We start from the raw sequence: 24,548 nt of genomic DNA, 5'->3' as shown, positions 1-24,548 counted from the left end.
GACCAGCAGAGCTTCCGCTGGTCTTGCCGCTATTTTGATTTAAGGCTGCGTCGGCGTTACGATTGCTTTGGGGGTTTCCGTTCCGTCGCTTTCGGCGGCGTTTTTGAGATAAATTTGCTTTAAACGGCTAAAAGCCGACCATAAGGTTTTATCCATCACAACCTGATTGCCGATAGAAACGATGACCCGTGTTAATTCGGGTATTTTGTTTTTGGTCGATGCCAGATAAATCGGCTGCACATAAAGGACGGTATTGCCCATCGGCAGGATAATCATCCGTCCCATTTCAACCACCGAGCCATATTGGCCCCATAAGGTGAATTGCGCCGAAATTTCCGGATTTTGGTTAATTAACGCCTCAACCTGCGCGGGCCCGTTAACCTGGACATCCTTACCGAATTTGTAAACGGTAATGCCGGGCTTGTAGTCGGAGCTACAGTTGGTTTTATCCAGCGTCCCCGCAACACCTATCATGCTCAGATTGCTCCTGTTAACCGGTGTCATCGGGTTAATCAATACAAACTCTTCCTTATCATTACAATTGCCGAAGTCCATCGTCTGGTAATAAGGCAAGACCGGTTGCCCGCGGACATTGGCAAACTGCCAGGTTTCGGCCTGTTCGTAGAATAATTCAGGGATTCGTTGATGATATTTTGCGTATACCTTCATTTGCAGATATTGAAGATCGCGAGGATAGCGCAAGTGTTGCTTTAATTCGGCCGGCATTTCATCCAGGTTTTTGAACAATCCGGGATAGGCGTTGCTGTATGCCTTAATAAGCGAATCCGATGGATCGGCAATATAAAAATCAACGTCGCCGTCAAAGGCATCTACAACAACCTTAACCGAGTTGCGGATGTAGTTGAAATCTTGGTGTCCTTCCAGAAAATCATCGTCTGCGGGTTTGGACACCGGATATTTGTTGGATAAAGTGTAGGCATCCACTATCCAGTAGAACCGTTCCTTGGTGATAACCAGATAGGGATCTTTATCCAGATGCAGGAACGGGGTTAACCGATTAATACGCTCGGTTATATTTCTGCGTATCTTGACTTTGCTTTCTGTTGAAATGTTGGTGGAAAAGAATATTTTTTCGTCTTTTAAATAAAAAGAAAATAAGGCTTTTCTGAACAGTGATGGAATAGGAATGCCGCCTTCGCCATGGTAAGCCGCTTCCATGGTGGGATCAGCGGAACCGGCAATGCCTACGACGTTGAGCTTATTCGGGACTATGGCATAGTCGAATTTTTCCTGGCCGTAATAGATGTCAGGGTGTTCGACTTTGAAGCCGACATCTGAATACAGGTTTAAATCGCGTAAATACCAGACCAGAGGGCTATCGGCATCTTGGGCGGCGGGAGTGACGACGGCGCCATAGCCGTGGGTATAGCGCAAATGTATGTTTTCCCAATTTTGCGCTTCAGGCGGTAATTTCGAAACGTTGATTTCCCTGGCGGCCAGATTAACCTGTCTGGTATGGTCAAGAATAAAATAGCGGTCTTCATCGACAGACAGGATTTTGTAATAAGGCCTGATCTCCTGTAGCTGCTTATAGCTGTCAATGATAAATTCCCTGTCCCAAACCGGAATATTCTCAAAATGTTTTTGCGTGCTCCAGGTTTCAATGTCCTTGGCTGCATCCAGTTTAATCGTTGTATCAACCGTTTTAATATTCTTCAAATCGTAAGCATCCAGCGTCGCATCAATGTTGTATTGCATGAACGACTTATTGGTTTTGACCGGATTCGGGTTGACGATATATTTTTGGATTAAATCGGGGATAAATTGGATTTTCGGCAAACCCGCAACGCAAAGGAATAGGGTCAATGAAATTAAGAAGGGCGCTTTGACCCGATGTTTTTCCGAGAAAATAAACAGGCCCGCCGTAATCGCAGTGGCTATGAAGGTAATAATTTCCAGCCAGATCAGCGGCAATTGATAGCGTATTTCTACAAACCCCGGACCATAAAATATCGGCTCGTGCTTGTCGGCATAAAGCAGCGTAAAACGATCCAGCATGAATCCCCAGACCACAAAAGCAACCACAAAGCCGATAAGAACGGTTAAATGAACTTTGGCGCCCAACGGGAATTCCGAACTTTGGTTGGGTATAAAAATATGTTCCAGCCAATATAAGACGCCGACCATACAGAAAATCAGCGAGGCGGTCGTCAGCAGTTCCTGCTGAATCAACATATAGGTCGGATAAGACAGCATATAAAAGCTGACATCCTTGCCGTAAACCGGTTCGGCTACGCCCGAATCGCTGCCGAAAAAATACAGCAGCGTCGTTTCCCACTGATTATAAAAAGGAATAGCGATAAATATGGCCAGTATCAGGGATACCGGCGTGTATATGGTTGCCGAGCCGTTCATAAAGATATCGGCAAAACGCTGGAAGCGTCGGCGTTTATCCAAATTGCTGAGAATTTCATCCGGCGGGTTTAAGCCGAGATAACGCGAGGCCACCCAAAAATGAAAAAAGAAAATGGCAAAGAAGGCCAGCGTGACGCCGCCGGAAAGAAAGAATTTATAGAGCAGTCTAAGCCAGAAATAAGCTTCGAGTTTTAACGATTCGTACCACCATAAGTCGACAAACAAATCGAGAAAGATGAAATAGAAAGCGACGTATAAAATGACAGCGATGACAAGTGTCGCTCCAATTAGCGCGGGTAAAAGCTTCAGGTTCCGCATAGTGTCCTCTTAATAGAAAATGTTTTTTAACGTATTCGTTTTGTGCATTTTTTAGATTACAACTATTCGATCCAACGCACACTCTAACTGTATTCTAGCACCCAATAATGGGTTCGTAATGATTTAGACAGCATCTGATGTTACGCGTGATGCATTACGTCGGTAAAAAAGATAGAGCACAGATTAGGCAGAATCATTGTCAGGAAAAATTCTTGCTCCCTGTCGGGGAATATCCGATGTAGGGCGTGCCGTGCGCGCCTTTAGGATCAGAAGACGCGCACGGCACGCCCCACGCAATATCGGTTGCAGCCCGTTATCTATTGTAAACCGCCTTTTTTCGGCGTTTGAACAGCATGAGCCTTAGGATGCCGACCATAGGGTAGTTACTATGGATATAGAATGCTAATGGCTTTACTGGCCGTTCCGGTAAATCCAGCCCCGGCGGCGCATCCACTTTTCGATTTCCACGACAAAGAACACGACCGAAGAAAGCCCCAGGCAGAACAACAGTTCATTGAGGCTCAAAGCCTCGGTTTTGAAGATAGGCTGCAACACCGGCACATACAACACCGCCATTTGCAGACCAAAAGTCAACAACACTGAACCCAACAGCAGCTTGTTGGAAAACAGTCCCTGAGTGAACAGCGATTCCCGTTCCGACCGGATTGCCAACACATGGCCCATCTGCGATAGGGCAAGCACCGTGAACACCATGCTCTGCCAGTGGTTGGAACCGGTAAAATAAGCCCAGCCTTGGGAGAATAACGAAACGCCGCCCATCAGCAGTCCAATCCACAGGATGTGCTGCCACATGCCTTGCGCAAAAATGTTTTCCTGCGGCGGGCGGGGCGGACGTTGCATGATGCCCCGCTCTTCCGGTTCGACGGCCAGCGCCAGTCCCGGCAAGCCATCGGTGACCAGGTTGATCCAGAGGATATGGATGGGCAGCAACGGGATCGGCAAATCCAGAAAAGGCGCCAGAAACAATGTCCAGATTTCCGCCGAGTTACAGGTCATCGCGTATTTGATGAATTTGCGGATGTTGTCGAAAATCCGCCGCCCCTCGCGCACCGCAGTAACGATGGTGGCGAAATTATCATCCAGCAATACCATATGCGATGCCTCCCGCGCCACGTCCGTGCCGATCTTGCCCATCGCGATGCCGATATTGGCGGCGCGCAAAGCCGGCGCATCGTTGACGCCATCCCCGGTCATCGCTATGAACTCCCCCCTGTCCTGTAGCGCCTTGATGATCTTGATCTTCTGTTCGGGGGCGACGCGGGCATAAATACGAACGTCCTCGACTTCTTTCTCGAATTCCGCAAGACTCATGCGCTCCAATTCGGACCCGGTCAGCACCTTGCAGCCGTCATCGACAATACCGAGCCTGATTGCGATGGCGCGGGCAGTCGCCGGGTGATCGCCGGTGATCATGACCGGCGTGATCCCGGCGGTCTTGCAAAGCGCCACCGCTTCCTTGGCTTCGGGCCGCGGAGGGTCCATCAGTCCCGCCAAGCCCAGAAAACACAGGCCGGTTTCGACAGCGTCGGAGTCCAACGTTTGCGGACGTTCAGGAAATTGCCGGTACGCCAAGGCCAGTACCCGCAGGCCTTCCGCAGCCATTTGGTCGGCGGCGGCCAGTATTTTTTCCTTTTGCAGAGGCTGCGGACCGGTAGTTGTCCATAGACTAACGCAATGGGGCAGCACATTCTCCGGTGCGCCTTTGGTGTAAGCGACAAGTTCGCCATTTTCCTGATGCAGCGTGGTCATCAGTTTGCGTTCCGAATCGAAAGGAATTTCATCCAATCGCGGTATGTTTTTGACGAGATCGGCGCCAACGTAGCCAACGCTTTCGGCGGCTTCGTACAGGGCGATTTCGGTAGGGTCGCCCAGCAGTTGCCCGTCGTGGTCGCGGCGGGCGTCGTTGTTCAGGGCCAGCGCATGTAAAAGCGGGATTGGAAAATAGTCGGCGATGCCTTCATGCAAGCGCTCTTCGACGTAAAACGCTTCGGCATGCATGCGGTTTTGCGTCAGCGTACCGGTCTTGTCCGAGCAGATGAAGGTCACCGAACCCAAGGTTTCCACGGCATGCAGACGGCGGACCAGCGCGTTTTTTGCGACTAAATTGCGCGCGCCTATGGCTAAAGTGACCGTGGCTACGGCGGGCAAGGCTTCCGGGATGGCGGCTACCGCCAGGCTGACAGCGGTCAGAAACATCAACAAAGGCTGTTCGCCGCGCAGCAAACCCACCACGAAAATGATTGCGCAGACCGCCAAAACCAACAGGGCGAGGCGCATGCCGAAGCTGGCAAGACGTAATTGCAGCGGGGTTTTAGTCTCTTTTCCCTGGCGCAGAAGTTCGGCTATTTTACCAAGCTCGGTATCCATGCCCGTGGCGATGACGATGCCGACGCCGCGGCCGTAAGTCGCTACCGTTCCCTTGTAAGCCATGTTAAGCCGGTCGCCGAGCGGCGAATTCAGTTCCCGGATTAACGCGCCCGATTTTTCGACCGGTAGTGATTCGCCGGTCAGCGTGGCCTCTTCCACCTTGAGCCGCGCGACATCCAATAGTTTCAGGTCTGCCGGGACGACATTGCCGGCCTCAAGCATTACCAGATCGCCGGGAACCAGTTCCTTCGCCGCAATGGTTTGGATTTTTCCCTCGCGCAACACTTGCGCAGTGGGACTAGACAAGCGTTTGAGCGCGGCCACGGCTTTTTCCGCGCGATATTCCTGGATGAAGCCGATGATCGCGTTCAGCACGATGATCACGCCGATGGCGACCGTATCCGTCAAGTCGCCGACCAGGCCCGAAACGATGCAGGCCAAAATCAGCACGATGATCATAAAATCGGCGAATTGCCCGAAAAACATCCGTACCGGTCCCCGGCGGCTTTGCTCCTGGATGGCGTTCGGGCCGTAAGTATCAAGACGTTCTTTTGCCTCCTGATGATTGAGGCCCTTTTCTGGATCGACCTTGAGCCACGCGGTGGTCTGCCACGCTTCAAGGAGGTGCCAGGGAGGCGAAGGAGGCTTTTTACTTTGATTCTTTTGGCGCTTGGTCAAGGTTTGATCTCCTGTGAGGCGGACGTTGCAAGTATCTCAATTTATATGATGATTGTAATATCCCTTAAAAAATGAAAATAAGATAGCTTGGGAACTAGAGTAACCAATTAAGCTATTGTTCATTCCGGACTCATCACCCTACTGAACTAATCCGGCTTACTGCGTTAAGGGCTCAAACATTATCTGGAGATTAATTAGGGGTAGACATAACACTTGGTACCGTCGATGCCAATATTTACAAATAACGACAAGTTCAATTAAAAATAAGATATTGGTATATTGTTACGGCATAATGATGCTTCTATATTTAAAGCCATTAAAAATACAACTCTTTTGCAGAATATGTTGATGAAGCAAAGTAATGACGATGTAATTGTTACAACGGATGAAGCTGAGGAAGGCAAAGGTGGACTTTATCCCTATGATCCAACCCAAGCCGACATTGACATCCGTGAGACTCCGCATTCTATCTTTGAAATGATGCGTAAATATGATGATGACCGATTAGTTATCGATCCGGATTTTCAACGTAATTTAGTTTGGAAGCCCGAACAAAAAAGCCGGTTCATCGAATCGGTCATTTTAAATTACCCCCTCCCTCCTTTTTACGTCAATGAAACCCGTGAGGGCAAATACATTATTGTCGATGGCTTACAGCGCACGACGGCATTGCATGAATTTGTAAACAACGAGTTCGAATTGACAGGATTGGAAGCTCTGCCGCATTTAAATAGCAAGCGTTTTTCTGAGTTAAAAGTCATGTCAGGAGCGTATCAAACTAAGATTGAAGATAAAAAAATCACTTTGTATGTGCTGCGGCCTTCTGTACCGATGGAAGTGGTTTATGACTTGTTCAATCGAATTAATACCGGTGGAACCAAGCTGGAACGGCAAGAAGTCCGTAATTGTATTTTCTTAGGCAAAGCAACAAAGTTGTTGAAAGAACTATCGGAGTCAGAAATTTTCCAGAAAGCAATTGATAAGGGTATTTCACCCAAACGTATGAAAGATAGAGAGGCGGTCTTACGTTACCTTTCATTCAAACTGTTTGACTACAAAAAAGATTATCAGGGTGATATGAGCGTTTTTGTTGAACAAGCCATGCGGAAAATCAACAAAATGTCCGACGAGGAGATTTTAGAATTACAAAAGGATTTTGACCGTGTTATGAAATGGACGAGTGCTTTTTTTGGCGAGCGGAATTTTCGTGTGCCTTTTCCTGAAAAAACGACTCGTGGACGCGTCAATATTGCGGTTTTGGAATCGGTCGGATACTTCTTTTCCCAACAAACCGATGCGTTTTTTCGCAACAACAAACAAACCATTATTAAGAATTTTGACCGGCTATTAAAAAACACAAAATATTTAGATGCCGTTCAACAAAGTACAGGCGACAAAAAACGGGTTATGACACGCTTTAATCTTGCGCAAAAAATTCTTGGAGGCGTAAATCATGCTGACGCAGATTAAATTAACTAATTTTAAGTGTTTTAAGGAAGAAACAACGATTCCGTTAAGTCAATTCAACCTGTTTACAGGCGTGAACGGGGCGGGGAAATCGACGGTATTGCAGGCTTTGTTATTGATGCGGCAATCTATTGAGCATAATCCTTATACTACAGAATTAATTTTAAATGGCAGCTGTATCAATTTGGGTAGTTTTGATGATGTAAGAAACCGTGAAATTTCAAAAGAAAATCCAATATTTTTGGAATACTTTTACCGCGATGATAATAATAAAAAAAATATATTATCCATGCATTATTACTTAAAACCCGAAATTGATACGATGAGTTTAACAATCTTGGACGTAACTATTTGCTTGGACTATTTAGATAATGAAAAAAAAGAAACAGTAAAGAAAAATCTTATCTTTTCTGTGCAAGATGGCATACGTTATCTTAAGGGGGATGACTTTGATTTTATAACTAGCACAGATGAAATTAGTCGAGAAGTTTACAGATTAAATAGTCCAGATTTAGGATATATTGCAAAAAGAAAAGTAATAGAAGTAGATGGAAAAAAAATACAAAGCATTCCTGCTCATAATTTTTGTTTTAATTCCGAAATAGATGCTATTCATTTCATTTCTGCCGATAGAATAGGCCCGCAGGAAGTTTATAAAAAGTCGCCCCTATCCGATTTTCCTCATGTGGGCACAAACGGGGAAATGGTCGTCAATTTGTTAAATAAACTATCCGATCACCCTATTAATGAGGCGTTATACCTGGCAGAAACTCCGGGCATTTTAGGCGAAAATCAAGCCACTTTATTGGTACAAACACAAGCTTGGCTAGGAAAAATCCTTAGCCCACTTTCCTTAAAAATAAATCCTCTACGGGTTAATTTATTAGAACTACTTATTGGTGATTCAAAACCCTCTAATGTAGGCTTCGGCTACAGCAGCATCTTGCCGATTATAGTAACCGGCCTTATCGCCAAGCCCGGCGAAAAAATCATCATAGAAAACCCCGAAATCCATCTACACCCCAAAGCCCAGTCCGCATTAATCGAGTTTTTGATTAAAGTCGCCAATACGGGGGTGCAAATCTTCATCGAATCGCATAGTGATCATGTGTTAAACGCGTTACGGCTTGCGGCTAAAAATGGGTTATTAGCACCGGAAGACGTAAACATCTTGTTTTTTGAGCGAGAAAATAACGATACTAAAATCATCAAGCCGACGATTGACTCAAATGGACGGCTCGACCACTGGCCTGAAGATTTTTTTGATGAAACAGCAAAAAGCCTCGCCAGCCTTGCCGCAGGACAACGTCCGCGTATCAAAGCGCCTAAAGCCTAACTCCAGTCATGAAAGCAGATTTAGTGTTTAACGATTTATCAGTGGTTGAAGCAGACTCGACTGATTTGGCGCGTAATTGGTTTACAGAAACGCTAAGCGCTGTTGCTGAGTTGATTGCCCAAAAAATTTGTAATCCCGTGCTATATGCTGAGCAAGATTTATATGAAATATTGCTCACCGATGATTACGGTTTCAACGAGTGGTTAGATGAGCTGGATTACCAAGATGATTTGCGCTTATTAGCTCAGCAACTAATGACAAAAACACCTGTACATGAACACTTGAAAGCGATAGCACAGGATATTGATGATTTTAGTCGTTCCGAATTTCGTCTTAAATCGAATTCCGATCAAATCTGTAATGCTTTGGGCGTTGCGTTAATCACTGATGGTTTTAGCATCAGTTTTCCGTCGCAACCACAATGGTGCGTACCATTTATCGAAGTCGAACAGATTCTGTATGGTGGATTTGATGAACTTGAGCCTGAGCGTACTGTGCAGCATCAAGTTCGCTCTGTGTCCAAAGTCGAACATGTTGATGCGGTTGTTCGTGATTGGCGGTATAGTATCAGTAATCATTGTCTTAATGCTGCTGACTTATTAAACGGCTGGACATTAGCTTTTCCTTATTTGGATTTTTGTCAAGAATATGAAAATAAGATTCTGCCTAACTTACAGGGAGCAACGTTTAAATCAGTAAATAGAAGGTTACGGGAATTAGATGACTGTTGTCATTCTTGGGTTACTAAAAGAGAAATTGATATTTTGTACCCCATGAGTGCGCGCCCAGAAAGCAAAGCTACGATGAACAAAACGGAGTTAGCGGACATGCGTTTGGCAACTTGCCCAAATAATGGCAGAAAACACTTTACTATGCATTGCAATATCGAGCCCAGAGGTTACCGCCTTTATTGGTTTGAAGACAAGCACAAGAAAAGGTTAACAATAGGCTATGTTGGTCCCCACCTAAAGACGGCTGGAGTTAAAGCACAATGACCTCGTTCAGACTCAACGAATCACTGCCAATAAGCGAGCAGCCCGATAGGAGGGAATAAGTCGGTTAGAGCAACGCGAAACTCATCAAGCCTCTTCCCATTGATGTGATGGGTTTTGGCAGCCCGGTAGGACAGAATAAGCCGATTCGAGCGACAGCGAAAACTGGCGTTTCCGGCACCCTTCTCAGATTAGCCGGAAACACCACCTCGCGCTACGCGCTTGGATGGCCTTATTCCGGCCTACTGCTAATGTAGATTTGTCGATAGACAGTCCGCGCAACTTCGACATTTGTCTGTCAAAGTTGTGCGATGATTGACTGCGAATTAAGGCAGATTCTGTCGATAAAAAGTTAAAATTTGAATTTGCGTTCCCTCAATTCTATACAGAATAGAAAATCGCTGATAGCTTAAACGGCGTATGTCTTCGCCATATTCCGGCATTGGTGTTCCAGATTCGGGAAATAATTTGAGGGTATTTTCCAAATATGCTTCTATTTTGCCGATATATTCTCTAACAAAGCGTTTTGATTGTGTTTGTGCATATAGATATTCGGCAAACTCTTCCAGTCGTCGCAGAGCTTTAGGCGATAAGACGATTTCCGGTTCACTCTTCATATTTTCGTTTGACTTGGGTGAACGCATCCGTCAGTTTTATGCTTTCGCCCTGTTCAAGTTGGTGTATGGAAATGCCTATATCGTCTTTAATTCTTGTGGTTTGTATGAATTGACTGAATTCTTTGATCAGGCGGCCGTGATTATTGCCATAGGTTTGTTGCAGTATTTGTTCGATGTCGGGGTTGTCGATAGTGATATTAATCATGGTTCAACTCCTAATGGTTATTTTGCTATTTGAAAATAATAGGTTACGTTTTCTCTTCTTTGCCTAGGCATGCCCGAAACAATCAATAAGCAATGTATAAGTTGATTTATTAGTCCAGGTGAGTTTTGTGGAGAAAATAGCCGGGTAGGCCGGAAAAACGCCTAATCCATTTCTTCAAAAACCTTTCGAAGCTTATTTGGATTACTCCTGCAATCAAGAACACGAAAGACAACAGCTTTGCTATCAATTACCTTGTAATAAATTGCGTAAGGAAAACGCTTTGCCAGCAGGCGATAAAATCCGAAATGAACTGAATGAATTCCTCCGTAGAGTGCCAGTGAGTCTATTTCAGCAAAAAGACTGTCGAAAAAATAGTCGCCTACTCCCGCTTCTTGACGATCATAAAACTTTCGGCCTGCTGCAAGGTCTTTCATAGCTGGCCGGAGAACTTGAACTTTCATTCAAATTGCGAACGCAATTCTTTCTTCGCTTGTTGCCAATCCAGTATTTCGACGTCGCCGGAAAGAAATTTTTTTTCGGTTTCGATGAGTTCGGTTTCATGCCAAGCCGGACTGGGAAGGTTGTTTTCGTCGTTGGCCAAATCTTCCCAAAGCGCCTCAATAATCTTTAATTTTTCTACAGCTGATAACTTATGAAGTTCGGCGATGCTCATGTGGGAAGTACCTCTAGAATGGTTGATACCGAAACGGCTTAACTTTAAATTGCCCTGTGTTAACTTGATGGTCTTGAATAATAAAAAATAGTACAAATCGATCTATTGACTATCCCGAAGCTGGTTTTGAATACCTCAGGCCGAAAGGATAAAACAAGAGGCTAATCCAATAATTCCGCCTGGAACCATTGGATTAGCCTCCTGCCTTGGGTGTTTTGCTTTGCGGCTATATTTGCTTTTATCGCAAAAGGTTTGCGCTTTGTTAAACAGGTGCGCGTACTTCGCGACCGGGTTTTGGTTAGGAACGATTTCCGCTCCTTTTTGATTTTTACGTTTTTTCATCGTTTACCTCTTATAATATGTCAAGTTTGTGTGAACTCACACAGTTGTAATATACCATTTTTTAAGAGTACATAGCGCTAGTGAAATTTAGAAAAGATTTTGATGTCATTGTGGTTGGCGGCGGTCATGCGGGTACGGAAGCAGCGATGGCATCGGCCCGGTGCGGCGCGAATACGCTGCTGTTAACGCAAAATATCGACACGCTGGGACAAATGAGCTGCAATCCTGCGATTGGCGGGATAGGCAAGGGGCATCTGGTTAAGGAAGTCGATGCGTTGGGTGGGGTGATGGCACGGGCAATCGATCTTGGCGGCATTCAGTTTCGCACTCTGAACGCCAGCAAAGGCCCGGCGGTTCGGGCGACCCGCGCTCAGGCGGATCGTCAGCTTTATAAGCAGGCTGTTAGATCTGCGCTGGAAAACCAGCCAAATCTGGCCTTGTTTCAGCAAACCGTGTCCGATTTGATCGTCGAGGGCGGCAGGGTTGCCGGTGTCAAAACGCAAATGGGTTTGAGTTTTAGCGCAAGAGCCGTGGTTTTAACGACCGGTACTTTCTTGGGCGGCAAAATACATATCGGTCTGGAAAACTACAGCGGCGGCCGTGCGGGCGATCCGGCCTCGATTGCGCTGGCCGAGCGTTTAAGGGAATTGCCGTTCAGGATCGACCGCTTAAAAACCGGTACGCCGCCGCGTATCGACGGGCGGACTATCGATTTTAGCAAGCTGGAAGAGCAGCATGGCGACGATCCGGTGCCGGTGTTTTCGTTTATGGGCAAACGCGAGCATCATCCACGGCAGATTCCGTGTCATATCACCCGCACCAACAATAAAACCCACGATATTATCCGTTCCGGCCTGGATAGGTCGCCGTTGTATTCGGGGATCATCGAGGGTATCGGGCCGCGTTATTGTCCGTCGATTGAGGATAAGGTTGTACGCTTTGCCGACCGGGATTCGCACCAGATTTTTGTTGAGCCGGAAGGCTTGAATACCCATGAGATTTATCCGAACGGCATATCGACCAGCCTGCCTTTCGATGTGCAGTATGAGTTCGTGCGCTCAATGCTGGGCTTTGAAAATGCCGAAATCGTGCGTCCCGGTTATGCGATCGAATATGATTTTTTTGATCCGAGAGACCTTAAGTCATCGCTGGAAACCAAGCACATGGATGCGCTGTTTTTTGCCGGGCAAGTCAACGGTACGACCGGTTACGAAGAAGCTGCGGCTCAAGGCTTAATCGCGGGGCTTAATGCGGCGCGTTTGGTTCAGGGACTGGACAGCTGGTGTCCGGGGCGTGATGAGGCTTATATCGGTGTAATGATCGACGACCTGATTACGCGCGGCACACAGGAGCCGTATCGCATGTTTACCAGCCGTGCGGAATACCGCTTGCTGTTGAGAGAAGACAATGCCGATTTGCGTCTGACCGAAAAAGGCCGGGAATTGGGATTGGTTGATGATCAGCGCTGGCAGGCTTTTGAGATCAAGCGAGCTGCGATCTCTCAATTACAGGACGGCCTGAAAAAGAAGTGGGTCAGGACGGAAACGGAAGAAGCTGCTCAGGTTGGGCAATACTGGGGCAAACCGTTATTGCGGGAAGCCAATCTGATGGATTTACTGCGTCGCCCGGAAGTGGATGTTAAGCAGTTATTGTCGTTCATGGACAATGCTGAGGATATGGATCCGCAGGTGGCCGAACAGGTTGAAATTCAGGCTAAATATGCTGGTTATATCGACAGACAGCAAACCGAGATAGACAAGGCTTTGCGCTACGATCACCTGCGTTTGCCTGAAGTTATCGATTACAACGGCGTCCCCGGCCTTTCCAATGAAGTGAGTGAAAAACTAAAAAAACAGCGGCCGGAAACCCTGGGGCAGGCATCGCGAATCCCAGGCATTACTCCAGCCGCTATTTCCCTGTTGCTGGTTTATCTAAAGAAGAAAAGCGCCTGATGGAAGCATGTCGAGAAATCCTGGTAAACGGGATAGCAGCATTAAATTTAAATGTAACTGATGATCAAGTGGATCAGCTGCTTGGTTTTATAAAGCTGATTGAGAAATGGAATAAAGCCTATAATCTGACCGCGATACGGAATCGGGAGGAAATGGCCCGGCTGCATATATTGGACAGTTTGGCGATTGTTCCTCATATTGAAGGCAAGCGGATCATCGATATTGGCACCGGCGCGGGTTTGCCGGGTATTCCATTGGCAATCTGCCTGCCTGAGCTTGATTTCACTTTGCTGGATAGCAATGCAAAAAAAACCCGGTTTGTAAAGCAGGTCGTTTTGGAATTAAAGCTTAAAAATGTCGAGGTTCTTCACAGTCGGGCGGAAGATTATCATCCTGAGCGAGCCTATGATGCCGTTCTTACCAGGGCATTTGCCAGTTTGCCCGATATAGTGAAGCTGACTGCGCACTTGTTGAGCAATGATGGCGTGTTGTTGGCAATGAAAGGGCAGAATCTGGATGCGGAACTGGCAGAGATAACAGCAAGAAAATCCGTCATATCGGTTAACATTCCGGGAGCTGATGTTGAAAGATGTTTGGTACGAATACAATCGCCGGAACAGGCCGAGGTAATCTAGTGGGAAAAGTAATTGCCGTAACCAATCAAAAAGGCGGTGTAGGAAAAACTACGACCAGTGTAAATCTGGCCGCCTCGCTAGCTGCGGCTAACCGGCGCGTGTTGCTGGTGGATCTTGATCCGCAAGGCAATGCGGCAATGGGCTGCGGCATCGATAAGCAGGAAGTCAAATATTCCAGTTATGATTTATTGATGGAAGAAGTGCCTGCGTCGGAAACAGTCATTAAAATGCCTGAGATCGGTTTTTCGGTGATACCCGGTAATTCCGATTTGACAGCGGCTGAAGTGGAATTGATGCACGCAGATCATAAGGAGCGGCGACTCGCCGATGCCTTAATCCCGATAAAAGCGGACTATGATTTTATTTTGGTCGATTGCCCGCCTTCTTTGAATATGCTGACCTTAAATGCGATGGTGGCAGCCAACAGTCTGTTGATACCGATGCAATGCGAGTATTACGCACTTGAAGGGTTATCGGCATTAATGACGACGTTGAAAAATATTCAGGATTCCGTCAACCCTGAGTTGCACTTGGAGGGGATTTTGCGAACCATGTATGACGACAGAAACCGGTTGACCAAAGATGTATCCGAGCAGCTGATTCGATATTTTGGCGATAAGGTGTTTCGAACCTGTATTCCAAGAAACATTCGTTTGGCGGAAGCGCCAAGTCACGGTTTGCCTGTGCTTAGCTACGATAAATCCTCGCGAGGGTCTGTAGCGTATATTGCATTGGCCGGTGAAATGATTAGAAAAGAGAAGCATAGCAGCACATGACTTTAAGAAAACGTGGTTTAGGTCGGGGGCTTGAAGCCTTGCTGGCGGATGATTCCTCTAATGAAGAAAAACACCCGCCGGTTAAAGATGTGCGCAAGGAAGAAACGCAGCCTGCGGTTGTCGCGGAAGTAGATAAGCAAACGGCAATGGTCGTTGCATTTTTTAAAGGCGTTCAAAAAGAGCATCGTACTTTGTTGGAAGAAGCAGAGAATTTAAGGAAATTGATTGAAGACTTTGAATCGATAATCCGTGCTGACTTGTCATAAATTCAGTGGAATAGGCGTAGGCCGGTAAAATGATTAAAAGAGAAAAGTTATGGCTGTAAAAAAACGCGGATTAAATCGAGGGCTGGACGCTTTATTAGGCAATATTTCGGATAAAGAAGAGCAAGCGGAGGCCGGAGAAAGTCATCCGCTGCAAACCCTGCCGATCGAGCATATGCAACGGGGTAAATATCAGCCCAGAAAAGATATGAACCCTGAAAAACTGCAAGAATTGGCTGACTCCATAAAAGTGCAAGGGATCATACAGCCGATTGTGGTGCGTATGATCACCCATGAAAAATACGAGATTGTTGCCGGGGAACGTCGCTGGCGTGCTGCGCAATTGGCGGGTTTGCAGCAAGTGCCTGTGGTCATCAAGGACATAGACGATCGCACAGCAATGGCGATAGCGCTGATTGAAAATATTCAAAGAGAAGACCTTAATCCTTTGGAAGAGGCGGAAGCGTTAAGAAGGTTGCTGGACGAGTTTGAAATGACTCATCAACAAGTTGCCGATGCGGTGGGCAAGTCGCGTACTACGGTGACCAATTTATTACGATTGATCGATTTACACCCGGAAGTCAAAAAGCTATTGATCAACAGGCAGCTGGAGATGGGGCATGCGCGGGCGCTGCTGTCTCTGGATGGTCCAAAACAAGTGGCTGCGGCTAACAAGATTGTCAGAGATGGGTTAACGGTAAGAGCGGCGGAACGTTTGGTTAAAGATAGTCAAGCCGAGCCTAAAGTATCTAAAGTAAAGGAAGTCGATAAGGACACGCTACGATTGCAAGAGGACTTGACCGCAAAGCTGGGGGCGAAGGTGTTGATTGAGCATAAAGAAAACGGTACTGGAAAGCTGGTTATCGCGTATTCTAGCTTAGAAGAGCTGGATGGAATCCTTGAACAGATTAAATAGCATGAGCAGGTAATTGGCGGACAGATGAAAAAAAATAACAATAAAAATTGTAAGTTAAATTTCAATCTTCCTTGATTTAATGAGGGGTGCTATATATAATTCCCGACCTGTTAAGTATGGAGTTGGATGTGACAGATAGACAATACTCTACTGTCAGTAAAGTTATAGCTTATCAAGTTCTCGCGATCATCGTATTGACAGCAGGATTTGCCTTGGTAGAAGGAAGATCTTATGCCGTATCAGCAGTTTTAGGTGGAGCGGCGGCTTTTATTCCAAACCTGTATTTTGCCTTACGGGTATATAAATCTGCAGGGCAGGAAGCAAGAAAGATTGTGAGATCTTTTTATGCGGGAGAATCTGGCAAGTTATTGTTAACGGCAGCGCTGTTTTTCATGATTTTCCAGCTTCCAAACATAGAAATATTACCGCTGCTGGCAGTATATATAGTAGCATTATCGGTTTTTTGGTTTGCGCTGTTGATGCGCTGACATTATTTATATTTAGAGAGGAACGATGGCTACCGAAGCTCATGCCGAAGGTGCAACCGGTTATATTATTCACCATTTAACTTCGCTGACTGTGGGCGAGGGTTTCTGGGCTTTGAATCTGGATACCTTGTTTTTCTCAGCTGTTCTGGGCGGCTTGTTTGTCTGGTTTTTTAAGACGGCGGCAGAAAAGGCTACCGCGGGTGTTCCGGGGTTAGTGCAGAATTTTGTAGAAATGCTGATTGAGTTTGTCGATACCCAAGTTAAAGACAGCTTTCACGGTAAAAACAAATTAATCGCCCCTCTGGCATTGACCATTTTTTGCTGGGTGTTCCTATGGAACTTCATGGATTTATTCCCGGTTGATATTTTGCCGTTGATTGGTTCGATGATGGGTATTGAATATCTGCGGGTCGTTCCAAGTACGGATTTAAATGCAACATTTGCAATGTCTATCTCCGTTTTCTGTTTGATTATTTTCTACAGCATTAAGGTCAAAGGTCCTTGGGGCTTTGCTAAAGAGCTGATGTTTCAACCGTTCGGTCCTTGGTTGTTGCCTTTCAACCTGCTGCTGAAATTAGTAGAAGAAATTGCCAAGCCAATCTCATTGGCGCTTCGTTTATTCGGAAACCTGTATGCGGGTGAGTTGATTTTTATTCTGATTGCGTTATTGCCTTGGTATCTTCAGCCGGTGTTGAGTTTTCCCTGGGCGATCTTTCATATCCTAATTATCACTCTTCAAGCATTTATATTCATGGTACTAACCATTGTGTACCTGAGTATGGCGCACGAAGATCATTAATAATTTTTTTAACTTTTTATAAATTTACTATTCGTTTGGAGGTTTCATGGAAATTGCAAAATTGATTGCTGACGTACAAGGCATGACTGCTATCGCAGTAGGTCTGGTTCTGGGTATGGGCGCTTTAGGAACAGCGATAGGCTTCGGTCTGTTGGGTGGAAAATTCCTGGAAGGCGCAGCGCGTCAACCGGAAATGGTGCCTATGCTGCAAGTAAAAATGTTTGTTGTTGCGGGTCTGTTAGATGCGGTAACAATGATCGGTGTTGGTTTGGCGCTGTTCTTTACCTTTGCTAACCCATTCCTGTCTGCTGTACAAGCGGCGGCAGCGGGTTAATGCCGTTTAACTTTCAATAGCAACAAGAGGAACGCATCGTGAGCATCAATGCTACTCTGATTGGGCAAATGATAACCTTTGCACTTCTGGTATGGTTTACCATGAAGTACATCTGGCCGCCTTTATTTGACTCTTTAGAAGAACGTAAAAAGAAAATTGCTGATGGTTTGGCTGCGGCTGAAAAAGGTCAGGAAGAAATGCACTTGGCAGAGAAAAAAGCCAAAGGCGTTTTAAAAGAAGCCAAAGAGCAGTCTTCAGAGATTGTTAATTTAGCTCAAAAACGTGCCAATGAACTTGTTGAAGCATCAAAAGACACCGCTAAGAAAGAAGGTGAGCGATTGATTCTTGTGGCGAAGGCTCAGATTGAGCAGGAAAAGCAGCAAGCTATAGAAAATTTGCGTAAAGAAGTGTCAGCCTTGGCTTTGCGGGCGGCGGAACAGATTCTGAGTGCTGAAATTGATAAAACCAAGCACCAAGACATCCTGAGCAAAATTTCAAATCAATTAGTAGGATAGGCAGCATAATGAGCGAACTGGCAACATTGGCAAGGCCTTATGCAGCAGCGGTTTTTAAGCGATCCAAAGAAACCGGTACCACTGAACAGTGGTCGAAAAGTTTGGCGTTTATGTCGGCTGTCCTGAAAGATAAAGAAATTTCTGTCGTTGTGGATAACCCCAAAGTAAGTAAAGACAGGTTGTCGGCACTGATGCTTGATGTTTGTCAGGGGCAAGTAGATGAAGAAGGTGCAAATTTTCTGAAATTGCTGGTTCAAAATAACCGGCTAGGCTTAGCACCGACTATTTCTGAGCTATTTGAAGCCTATAAGGCGGAAAATGAAGGTTATGTCGATGTTGAAGTAACAACCGCTTATGCCTTCTCCAAAGAAGAAAAGCAACGATTCAATTCAACGCTGGAAAAAACGCTAAGCAAAAAAGTCCATATGAATGTGACCGTGGATAAATCATTAATCGGTGGCGTATTAGTACGTGCGGGCGACAGAGTGATTGACGGTTCCGTTAAAGGCCAGCTTCAACAATTAGCAAAACGACTCTAAACCAGAGCGAGAAACAGAACATGCAATTAAACCCATCTGAAATAAGTGATCTAATTAAAAAGAAGATCGAAAACTTCGACTTGAGCGCCGAGTCTCATACAGAAGGTACTGTGGTCAGTGTGACTGACGGTATTGTACGTGTACATGGTCTTTCCGACGCGATGCAAGGCGAAATGCTGGAATTCCCCGGCAATACCTTTGGTATGGCGCTTAACCTTGAAAGAGACTCAGTGGGTGTGGTGGTACTAGGTTCATACCAGCATATCTCTGAAGGCGATACCGTAAAATGTACCGGAAAGATTTTGGAAGTACCTGTTGGGGAAGCATTGCTGGGTCGTGTCGTTGACGCACTGGGTAATCCTATCGACGGCAAAGGTGCTATTGAAACTACCGAAACTTCACCGATCGAAAAAATTGCACCCGGTGTAATTGCCCGTCAATCAGTTGATCAGCCCGTGCAGTTGGGCTTGAAATCTATTGATGCGATGATCCCGGTAGGCCGCGGTCAACGCGAGTTGATCATTGGCGACAGACAAACCGGCAAAACGGCTATCGCGGTTGATGCGATCATCAATCAAAAAGGCACGGGTATTAAATGTATCTATGTCGCTATCGGCCAAAAACGCTCATCAATTGCTAACGTAGTACGTAAGCTTGAAGAACATGGTGCAATGGCTCATACGATTGTGGTCTCTGCATCGGCATCTGAATCAGCCGCACTGCAATTTATCGCACCGTATACCGGCTGTTCAATGGGTGAATTCTTCAGGGATCGCGGCGAAGATGCTCTGATCATTTATGATGATTTAACCAAGCAAGCTTGGGCTTATCGTCAGATTTCTCTGCTATTACGTCGTCCACCAGGTCGTGAAGCATATCCAGGAGACGTATTCTATTTGCATTCCCGTTTATTGGAAAGAGCTTCACGTATCAATGCGGACGAAGTTGAGAAATTAACCGACGGTAAAGTGAAAGGAAAGACAGGTTCATTAACTGCATTGCCTATTATTGAAACTCAAGGCGGTGACGTATCGGCTTTCGTACCGACTAACGTAATTTCTATTACCGATGGTCAAATCTTTTTGGAAAGTAATCTGTTTAACTCCGGCATACGTCCGGCAGTGAATGCAGGTTTATCGGTATCGCGTGTAGGTGGTGCAGCTCAAACCAAGATTATCAAGAAATTGGGTGGCGGTACGCGTCTTGATTTGGCGCAATACCGTGAGTTGGCGGCTTTCGCCCAGTTTGCATCCGACTTGGATGAAAACACTCGCAAGCAGATCGAACGCGGTCAACGCGTAACCGAATTGATGAAGCAGAATCAATATTCACCAATGTCGGTCGCGCAAATGGCGGTTTCATTGTTTGCCGCTAATGAAGGGTTTCTTGATAGCGTGGAAGTTAACAAAGTACTTGATTTTGAGGCTGCCTTACAGGCGTACATGACGTCAGAGCATTCTGAATTAATGAACAATATTAATGCAACTGGCGATTTTAATGATGACATAAGAACGGGTATGCTGACTGCAATCCAAACTTTCGTCAAAACTCATAGCTGGTAAAAGGGTTTTAATATGGCTGTTGGTAAAGAAATACGCAGCAAGATCGGGAGTATTAAAAATACTCAAAAGATTACGCGAGCAATGGAAATGGTTGCTGCGAGTAAGATGCGTAAAACAAAAGACAGAATGTTGGCAACACGTCCATACTCCAAAAAAATAGGCCAGATTATCAGACATCTGGCTCAAGCCAATCCTGAGTATAAACACTCTTTTCTCGTTGAGCGTCAGGTTAAACGAGTCGGGATCATTGTTATTAGTTCTGATCGAGGGTTGTGCGGCGGACTGAATTCAAATTTATTCAGAAAGACGCTGACTCAAATGATGCAATGGGACAAAGCAAATATTGAAGTTGATATTTGTACGATTGGTACTAAAGCCTTTGGTTTTTTTGGTAACTTGAAAGCGAATCTGGTAGGTCAGGTTTCTAAATTGGGCGACACTCCGCATCAGCATGACATTATAGGTATCATTAAAATCATGTTGGATGCTTATGCGCAAGGTAGAATCGATGAATTGTATGTAGTAAACAATGAGTTCGTTAATACCATGACCCAAAAGCCTACTATTGAAAAATTACTGCCTGTCGTAGCTGGTGAGCTTGAGAAAACTCTAAACGGTCATTGGGATTATATTTACGAGCCCGATGCCAAGGAAGTTTTGGATCATCTGCTAACCCGATATATTGAGTCCATCGTCTATCAGGGACTGGTTGAAAATAATGCCTGCGAACAGGCTGCCAGAATGGTGGCGATGAAGAGTGCTTCGGATAATGCCGGAAATATTATCAGCGAATTACAACTGATTTATAACAAAGCCAGACAAGCCGCTATCACTCAGGAAATTTCAGAAATTGTTGCCGGTGCCGCAGCTGTTTAAGCCCAAGTTAAAATGACACAACACAAGAGGACAACTCAATGAGTTCGGGTAAAATCGTTCAGATTATCGGCGCGGTCGTTGACGTGGAATTTTCACGTGCAGACTTGCCCAAAGTATATGATGCTTTAAATGTACAAGGTAAAGGCTTGGTGCTGGAAGTTCAGCAGCAATTAGGTGATGGCGTTGTCAGAACTATTGCGATGGGTACTACCGATGGTTTAAGCCGAGGCTTGGAAGTCAGTAATACCAATGCGCCTATTGCTGTACCGGTTGGACAAGAAACCCTAGGTCGCATTATGAATGTCCTGGGTGAGCCCATCGACGAAAAAGGCCCTATCGGCGAAAAAGTAAAATGGGGCATCCATCGTGAGGCGCCAAGTTATGCCGAGCAGGCTGCGGCAACCGAGTTACTGGAAACCGGTATTAAAGTTATCGATTTGGTCTGCCCATTTACCAAGGGTGGAAAAGTGGGATTATTCGGCGGCGCCGGTGTTGGCAAGACTGTTAACATGATGGAACTGATTCGTAATATCGCGATTGAGCACAGTGGTTATTCGGTATTTGCCGGTGTGGGTGAACGTACTCGTGAAGGGAACGACTTTTACCACGAAATGACCGATTCAAACGTAATCGACAAAGTATCGCTGGTTTACGGTCAGATGAACGAGCCGCCAGGAAATAGATTGCGCGTTGCGTTGACCGGTTTAACCATGGCGGAATATTTCCGTGATGAAGGTCGCGATGTTTTATTTTTCGTTGATAACATTTATCGTTATACATTGGCGGGAACTGAAGTATCTGCGCTATTAGGCCGTATGCCTTCAGCGGTAGGTTACCAGCCAACGCTGGCCGAAGAAATGGGTGTATTGCAAGAACGTATTACCTCAACCAAAACAGGTTCAATTACGTCTATTCAGGCCGTTTACGTGCCTGCGGATGACTTGACCGATCCATCACCAGCAACAACCTTTGCTCACTTGGATGCGACCGTTGTATTGTCTCGTCAAATTGCCGAACTGGGTATTTACCCTGCGATTGACCCGCTGGATTCTACCAGCCGTCAGTTGGACCCATTGGTCATTGGTCAAGAGCATTATGATGTGGCGCGTAAGGTTCAGGGCATCCTGCAACGCTATAAAGAATTGCGCGACATTATTGCGATTTTGGGTATGGATGAATTATCTGAAGAAGATAAATTAACCGTATCAAGAGCACGTAAAATGCAACGGTTCTTATCTCAACCTTTCTTCGTTGCCGAGGTATTTACCGGTTCTCCTGGTAAGTATGTGTCGCTGAAAGATACGATTGCCGGATTTAAAGGCATTATCGACGGTGAATACGATGCTATTCCTGAGCAGGCTTTTTATATGGTAGGCACCATAGATGAAGTGCTTGAGAAAGCAAAAGGCATGAAATAAGTCATACAACAGTAGGTATCAACCATGACCATGACCGTACATGTAGACATTGTTAGTGCAGAAAAGGAAATATTTTCCGGGTTAGCGGAAATGGTATTTGCTCCTGCTGAAATGGGTGAAGTAGGTATTTCACCCCGGCATGCGCCATTAATATCAAGACTCAAACCCGGTGAAGTTCGGGTAAAAGTCAGCGATAAGGAAATTTATCCGTTCTATGTGTCAGGAGGTATGCTGGAGATACAACCCCATCTGATTACCATTCTGGCGGATACTGCTATAAGAGCGAAAGATATTGATGAGGCTGCTGCGATAGAAGCCAAAGCTAGAGCTGAAGAGGCATTGGCGGATAAATCAGGAAAAATTGATTATGTCGTAGCCCAGGCACAATTGCAGGAAGCCATTATGCAATTAAGAACTGTAGACAGGCTTAGAAAACGCGGCGGATAGTTTAGAATATAGCATGGTAGGCTTCTACTCTTTTTGATCGAAAAGCCCGATAACGCATTAATTCGTTATCGGGCTTTTTTGGTTTAACTCTCGAAAAAAAACTTTGCAATTAAAAAATCCGAAGCATTGTGATGTGGAGTATTCAGCTCAATAGCAAGCTCATCTAATAGGTAATGGCACTAATTGATTGAAAAAGTATAACGCTTTATCTTATAAACAAACATGCGGAATCAGCAGGTTTTTCTAAGTTTAACGGAACACTAAATGAAAATAACGACCATTATATTAGCTGCGGGCAAAGGAACGCGTATGCGTTCAGAGCTGCCCAAAATTTTACATAAAATTGCCAATAGATCACTTTTACAACATGTTTACGACATGAGCAGGCAATTAGAAAGTAATACTATCAAAATTGTTGTAGGGCACGGGGCTGAACTCGTTACAGAAACTTTAAAGGATTTGGAGGCCGACTGGATAGAGCAAAAGCAGCAGTTGGGTACAGGGCATGCGGTACAACAGACGATTGATCAATTTACCGATTCCGATATTGTTTTGATACTGTACGGTGATGTGCCTTTGTTGAAATTGGCAACCGTCCAACAGCTGATAAGTAATGTCAATGACCAGTCTCTAGCTCTACTTACAGTGAAGCTTGCCAATCCGTCCGGTTACGGAAGAATAGTCAGGAATGATGCGGGTCAGGTAATAAAAATTACCGAAGAAAAAGATGCAACGCCCAATGAAAAGCAGATCAATGAAGTCAATACCGGCATCATGGCCGTGCAAGGCGAACAATTAAAAAAATGGCTAAACCAGTTAGATAACAGCAACGCCCAGGGTGAATACTATCTGACCGATGTGATTGAAATGGCGGTAGCCGATCAAATCAACATCATCACTTGTCAGCCTGAAACCGAGGATGAAGTGCTGGGAGTTAACAACCGTATACAACTCAGTTACTTGGAGCGTATCTACCAGCAAGAGCAAGCGAATAGTTTGATGGAGCGGGGCATTACGCTAAAAGATCCAATGCGCTTTGATCAAAGAGGATCAATAGAAAGTTTGGGGCAAGACATAGAAATCGATATTAATGTGATCCTGGAAGGAAAAAACAGTATCGGTAGCCATGTCAAAATAGGTGCTAATACTCAAATTAAGAATACTATCATTGGTGATCATGTAGAGATCCTGGCAAACTGCGTCATCGAAGATGCAGTAATTGGGCAAGGCAGTCGAATCGGCCCTTTTGCCAGATTAAGACCGGAAAGTGTTTTGGCTAATGATGTCCATATCGGCAATTTTGTAGAAATCAAGAAGTCATCGGTAGCATCGGGCAGTAAAATAAATCACTTAAGTTATATCGGCGACACGACGGTGGGCAGTAAAGTCAATATCGGCGCCGGAACCATTACTTGCAATTATGATGGCGTTAACAAGTTCAGAACCGTTATTGAAGACGGGGCTTTTATAGGTTCGGATACCCAACTGGTCGCCCCGGTTACAATAGGCAGAAACGCTACGATAGGGGCTGGATCAACTATCACCAAAGACAGTCCGGAAAATCAACTGACTTTAAGCAGAGCTAAACAGATGTCCCTTGCCGGATGGCAACGGCCTGTTAAGCAGGAGAAATAGC

25 protein-coding genes are annotated in these 24,548 nt (G+C 45.5%); 18 read left to right on the top strand and 7 right to left on the bottom strand.

The annotated features are described in order from the left end of the window. Nucleotides 1–39: 39 nt before the first annotated feature. Both V7051_RS17460 and V7051_RS17455 read right to left on the bottom strand, forming a co-directional pair. Nucleotides 40–2,694, bottom strand: a complete 2,655-nt coding sequence (locus V7051_RS17460) for a UPF0182 family protein (RefSeq protein WP_333877064.1) — start codon at nucleotides 2,692–2,694, stop codon at nucleotides 40–42. Nucleotides 2,695–3,105: 411 nt separating this feature from the next. After that, nucleotides 3,106–5,760 carry a cation-translocating P-type ATPase gene (locus tag V7051_RS17455; RefSeq protein WP_333877062.1) on the bottom strand — a complete coding sequence of 885 codons (2,655 nt, stop codon included), beginning with the start codon at nucleotides 5,758–5,760 and terminating at the stop codon, nucleotides 3,106–3,108. A gap of 348 nt (nucleotides 5,761–6,108) precedes the next feature. Here V7051_RS17455 and V7051_RS17450 point away from each other — a divergent pair, with 348 nt between their 5' ends. Genes V7051_RS17450 through V7051_RS17440 form a run of 3 tightly spaced genes read left to right on the top strand, consistent with a single transcriptional unit; the run spans nucleotide 6,109 to nucleotide 9,558 of the window. Then, nucleotides 6,109–7,230, top strand: a complete 1,122-nt coding sequence (locus V7051_RS17450) for a DUF262 domain-containing protein (RefSeq protein WP_333877060.1) — start codon at nucleotides 6,109–6,111, stop codon at nucleotides 7,228–7,230. Then, a complete protein-coding gene (locus V7051_RS17445) occupies nucleotides 7,214–8,563 on the top strand; it encodes a DUF3696 domain-containing protein (RefSeq protein ID WP_333877059.1) in 1,350 nt (449 codons plus the stop codon). The genes V7051_RS17450 and V7051_RS17445 overlap by 17 nt, the downstream gene beginning before the upstream one ends. Before the next feature lie 8 nt (nucleotides 8,564–8,571). Then, complete coding sequence (locus tag V7051_RS17440) at nucleotides 8,572–9,558, top strand: hypothetical protein (RefSeq protein ID WP_333877057.1); 987 nt, start codon at nucleotides 8,572–8,574, stop codon at nucleotides 9,556–9,558. Between the two features lie 323 nt (nucleotides 9,559–9,881). Here V7051_RS17440 and V7051_RS17435 read toward each other — a convergent pair whose 3' ends face one another. The 5 genes from V7051_RS17435 to V7051_RS17415 all read right to left on the bottom strand — a co-directional run bounded on the left by V7051_RS17435 (nucleotide 9,882) and on the right by V7051_RS17415 (nucleotide 11,392). Next, the gene (locus V7051_RS17435) at nucleotides 9,882–10,172 is read right to left on the bottom strand and encodes a type II toxin-antitoxin system RelE/ParE family toxin (protein ID WP_333877055.1); all 291 of its coding nucleotides are present in this window, start codon (nucleotides 10,170–10,172) and stop codon (nucleotides 9,882–9,884) included. Then, nucleotides 10,162–10,377, bottom strand: coding sequence for a hypothetical protein (locus V7051_RS17430; RefSeq protein ID WP_333877053.1), 216 nt, complete (start codon nucleotides 10,375–10,377; stop codon nucleotides 10,162–10,164). The genes V7051_RS17435 and V7051_RS17430 overlap by 11 nt, the downstream gene beginning before the upstream one ends. A 161-nt stretch (nucleotides 10,378–10,538) precedes the next feature. After that, the gene (locus tag V7051_RS17425) at nucleotides 10,539–10,838 is read right to left on the bottom strand and encodes a type II toxin-antitoxin system RelE/ParE family toxin (RefSeq protein ID WP_333877052.1); all 300 of its coding nucleotides are present in this window, start codon (nucleotides 10,836–10,838) and stop codon (nucleotides 10,539–10,541) included. Then, a complete protein-coding gene (locus V7051_RS17420; protein ID WP_333877050.1) occupies nucleotides 10,835–11,050 on the bottom strand; it encodes an addiction module protein in 216 nt (71 codons plus the stop codon). Before V7051_RS17420 ends, V7051_RS17425 begins: the two co-directional genes overlap by 4 nt. Nucleotides 11,051–11,185: 135 nt before the next feature. Then, on the bottom strand, nucleotides 11,186–11,392 hold the full coding sequence (locus tag V7051_RS17415) for a DUF7230 family protein (RefSeq protein ID WP_333877047.1): 207 nt from the start codon (nucleotides 11,390–11,392) through the stop codon (nucleotides 11,186–11,188). 80 nt (nucleotides 11,393–11,472) lie between these two features. Here V7051_RS17415 and mnmG point away from each other — a divergent pair, with 80 nt between their 5' ends. The 15 genes from mnmG to glmU all read left to right on the top strand — a co-directional run bounded on the left by mnmG (nucleotide 11,473) and on the right by glmU (nucleotide 24,547). Continuing rightward, nucleotides 11,473–13,344: a tRNA uridine-5-carboxymethylaminomethyl(34) synthesis enzyme MnmG gene (gene mnmG, locus V7051_RS17410; RefSeq protein ID WP_333877045.1), complete on the top strand. Its 1,872-nt coding sequence runs from the start codon at nucleotides 11,473–11,475 to the stop codon at nucleotides 13,342–13,344. Then, nucleotides 13,344–13,979, top strand: coding sequence for a 16S rRNA (guanine(527)-N(7))-methyltransferase RsmG (rsmG, locus tag V7051_RS17405; protein WP_333877044.1), 636 nt, complete (start codon nucleotides 13,344–13,346; stop codon nucleotides 13,977–13,979). The genes mnmG and rsmG overlap by 1 nt, the downstream gene beginning before the upstream one ends. Further along, nucleotides 13,979–14,755: a ParA family protein gene (locus tag V7051_RS17400; RefSeq protein ID WP_333877042.1), complete on the top strand. Its 777-nt coding sequence runs from the start codon at nucleotides 13,979–13,981 to the stop codon at nucleotides 14,753–14,755. Before rsmG ends, V7051_RS17400 begins: the two co-directional genes overlap by 1 nt. Continuing rightward, on the top strand, nucleotides 14,752–15,021 hold the full coding sequence (locus V7051_RS17395) for a hypothetical protein (protein WP_333877040.1): 270 nt from the start codon (nucleotides 14,752–14,754) through the stop codon (nucleotides 15,019–15,021). Before V7051_RS17400 ends, V7051_RS17395 begins: the two co-directional genes overlap by 4 nt. A 49-nt stretch (nucleotides 15,022–15,070) precedes the next feature. Next, nucleotides 15,071–15,934, top strand: coding sequence for a ParB/RepB/Spo0J family partition protein (locus tag V7051_RS17390; protein ID WP_333877038.1), 864 nt, complete (start codon nucleotides 15,071–15,073; stop codon nucleotides 15,932–15,934). Between the two features lie 128 nt (nucleotides 15,935–16,062). Continuing rightward, the gene (locus V7051_RS17385; protein WP_333877036.1) at nucleotides 16,063–16,422 is read left to right on the top strand and encodes an ATP synthase subunit I; all 360 of its coding nucleotides are present in this window, start codon (nucleotides 16,063–16,065) and stop codon (nucleotides 16,420–16,422) included. A gap of 25 nt (nucleotides 16,423–16,447) precedes the next feature. Then, nucleotides 16,448–17,221: a F0F1 ATP synthase subunit A gene (gene atpB, locus V7051_RS17380; protein WP_333877033.1), complete on the top strand. Its 774-nt coding sequence runs from the start codon at nucleotides 16,448–16,450 to the stop codon at nucleotides 17,219–17,221. A 46-nt stretch (nucleotides 17,222–17,267) separates the two neighbouring features. Next, nucleotides 17,268–17,555, top strand: a complete 288-nt coding sequence (atpE, locus tag V7051_RS17375; RefSeq protein ID WP_027148646.1) for a F0F1 ATP synthase subunit C — start codon at nucleotides 17,268–17,270, stop codon at nucleotides 17,553–17,555. 38 nt (nucleotides 17,556–17,593) lie between these two features. Beyond that, complete coding sequence (locus tag V7051_RS17370; RefSeq protein ID WP_333877031.1) at nucleotides 17,594–18,070, top strand: F0F1 ATP synthase subunit B; 477 nt, start codon at nucleotides 17,594–17,596, stop codon at nucleotides 18,068–18,070. Nucleotides 18,071–18,078: 8 nt separating this feature from the next. Beyond that, a complete protein-coding gene (locus V7051_RS17365) occupies nucleotides 18,079–18,609 on the top strand; it encodes a F0F1 ATP synthase subunit delta (RefSeq protein WP_333877030.1) in 531 nt (176 codons plus the stop codon). Between the two features lie 20 nt (nucleotides 18,610–18,629). Next, a complete protein-coding gene (gene atpA, locus V7051_RS17360) occupies nucleotides 18,630–20,171 on the top strand; it encodes a F0F1 ATP synthase subunit alpha (RefSeq protein ID WP_333877028.1) in 1,542 nt (513 codons plus the stop codon). Between the two features lie 12 nt (nucleotides 20,172–20,183). Beyond that, a complete protein-coding gene (gene atpG / locus V7051_RS17355; protein ID WP_333877027.1) occupies nucleotides 20,184–21,047 on the top strand; it encodes a F0F1 ATP synthase subunit gamma in 864 nt (287 codons plus the stop codon). Between the two features lie 38 nt (nucleotides 21,048–21,085). Continuing rightward, nucleotides 21,086–22,465, top strand: a complete 1,380-nt coding sequence (gene atpD, locus V7051_RS17350; protein ID WP_333877025.1) for a F0F1 ATP synthase subunit beta — start codon at nucleotides 21,086–21,088, stop codon at nucleotides 22,463–22,465. A gap of 24 nt (nucleotides 22,466–22,489) precedes the next feature. After that, nucleotides 22,490–22,912, top strand: coding sequence for a F0F1 ATP synthase subunit epsilon (locus V7051_RS17345; protein ID WP_333877024.1), 423 nt, complete (start codon nucleotides 22,490–22,492; stop codon nucleotides 22,910–22,912). A 264-nt stretch (nucleotides 22,913–23,176) separates the two neighbouring features. Next, complete coding sequence (gene glmU / locus V7051_RS17340) at nucleotides 23,177–24,547, top strand: bifunctional UDP-N-acetylglucosamine diphosphorylase/glucosamine-1-phosphate N-acetyltransferase GlmU (RefSeq protein WP_333877021.1); 1,371 nt, start codon at nucleotides 23,177–23,179, stop codon at nucleotides 24,545–24,547. Nucleotide 24,548 lies beyond the last annotated feature (1 nt).

Origin of the sequence: Methylobacter sp. (assembly GCF_036845245.1) — a bacterium.
GTDB lineage: Bacteria > Pseudomonadota > Gammaproteobacteria > Methylococcales > Methylomonadaceae > Methylobacter_A.
The sequence above is the reverse complement of the archived record's forward strand: the minus strand, read 5'-3'. Positions and strand labels throughout refer to the sequence as shown.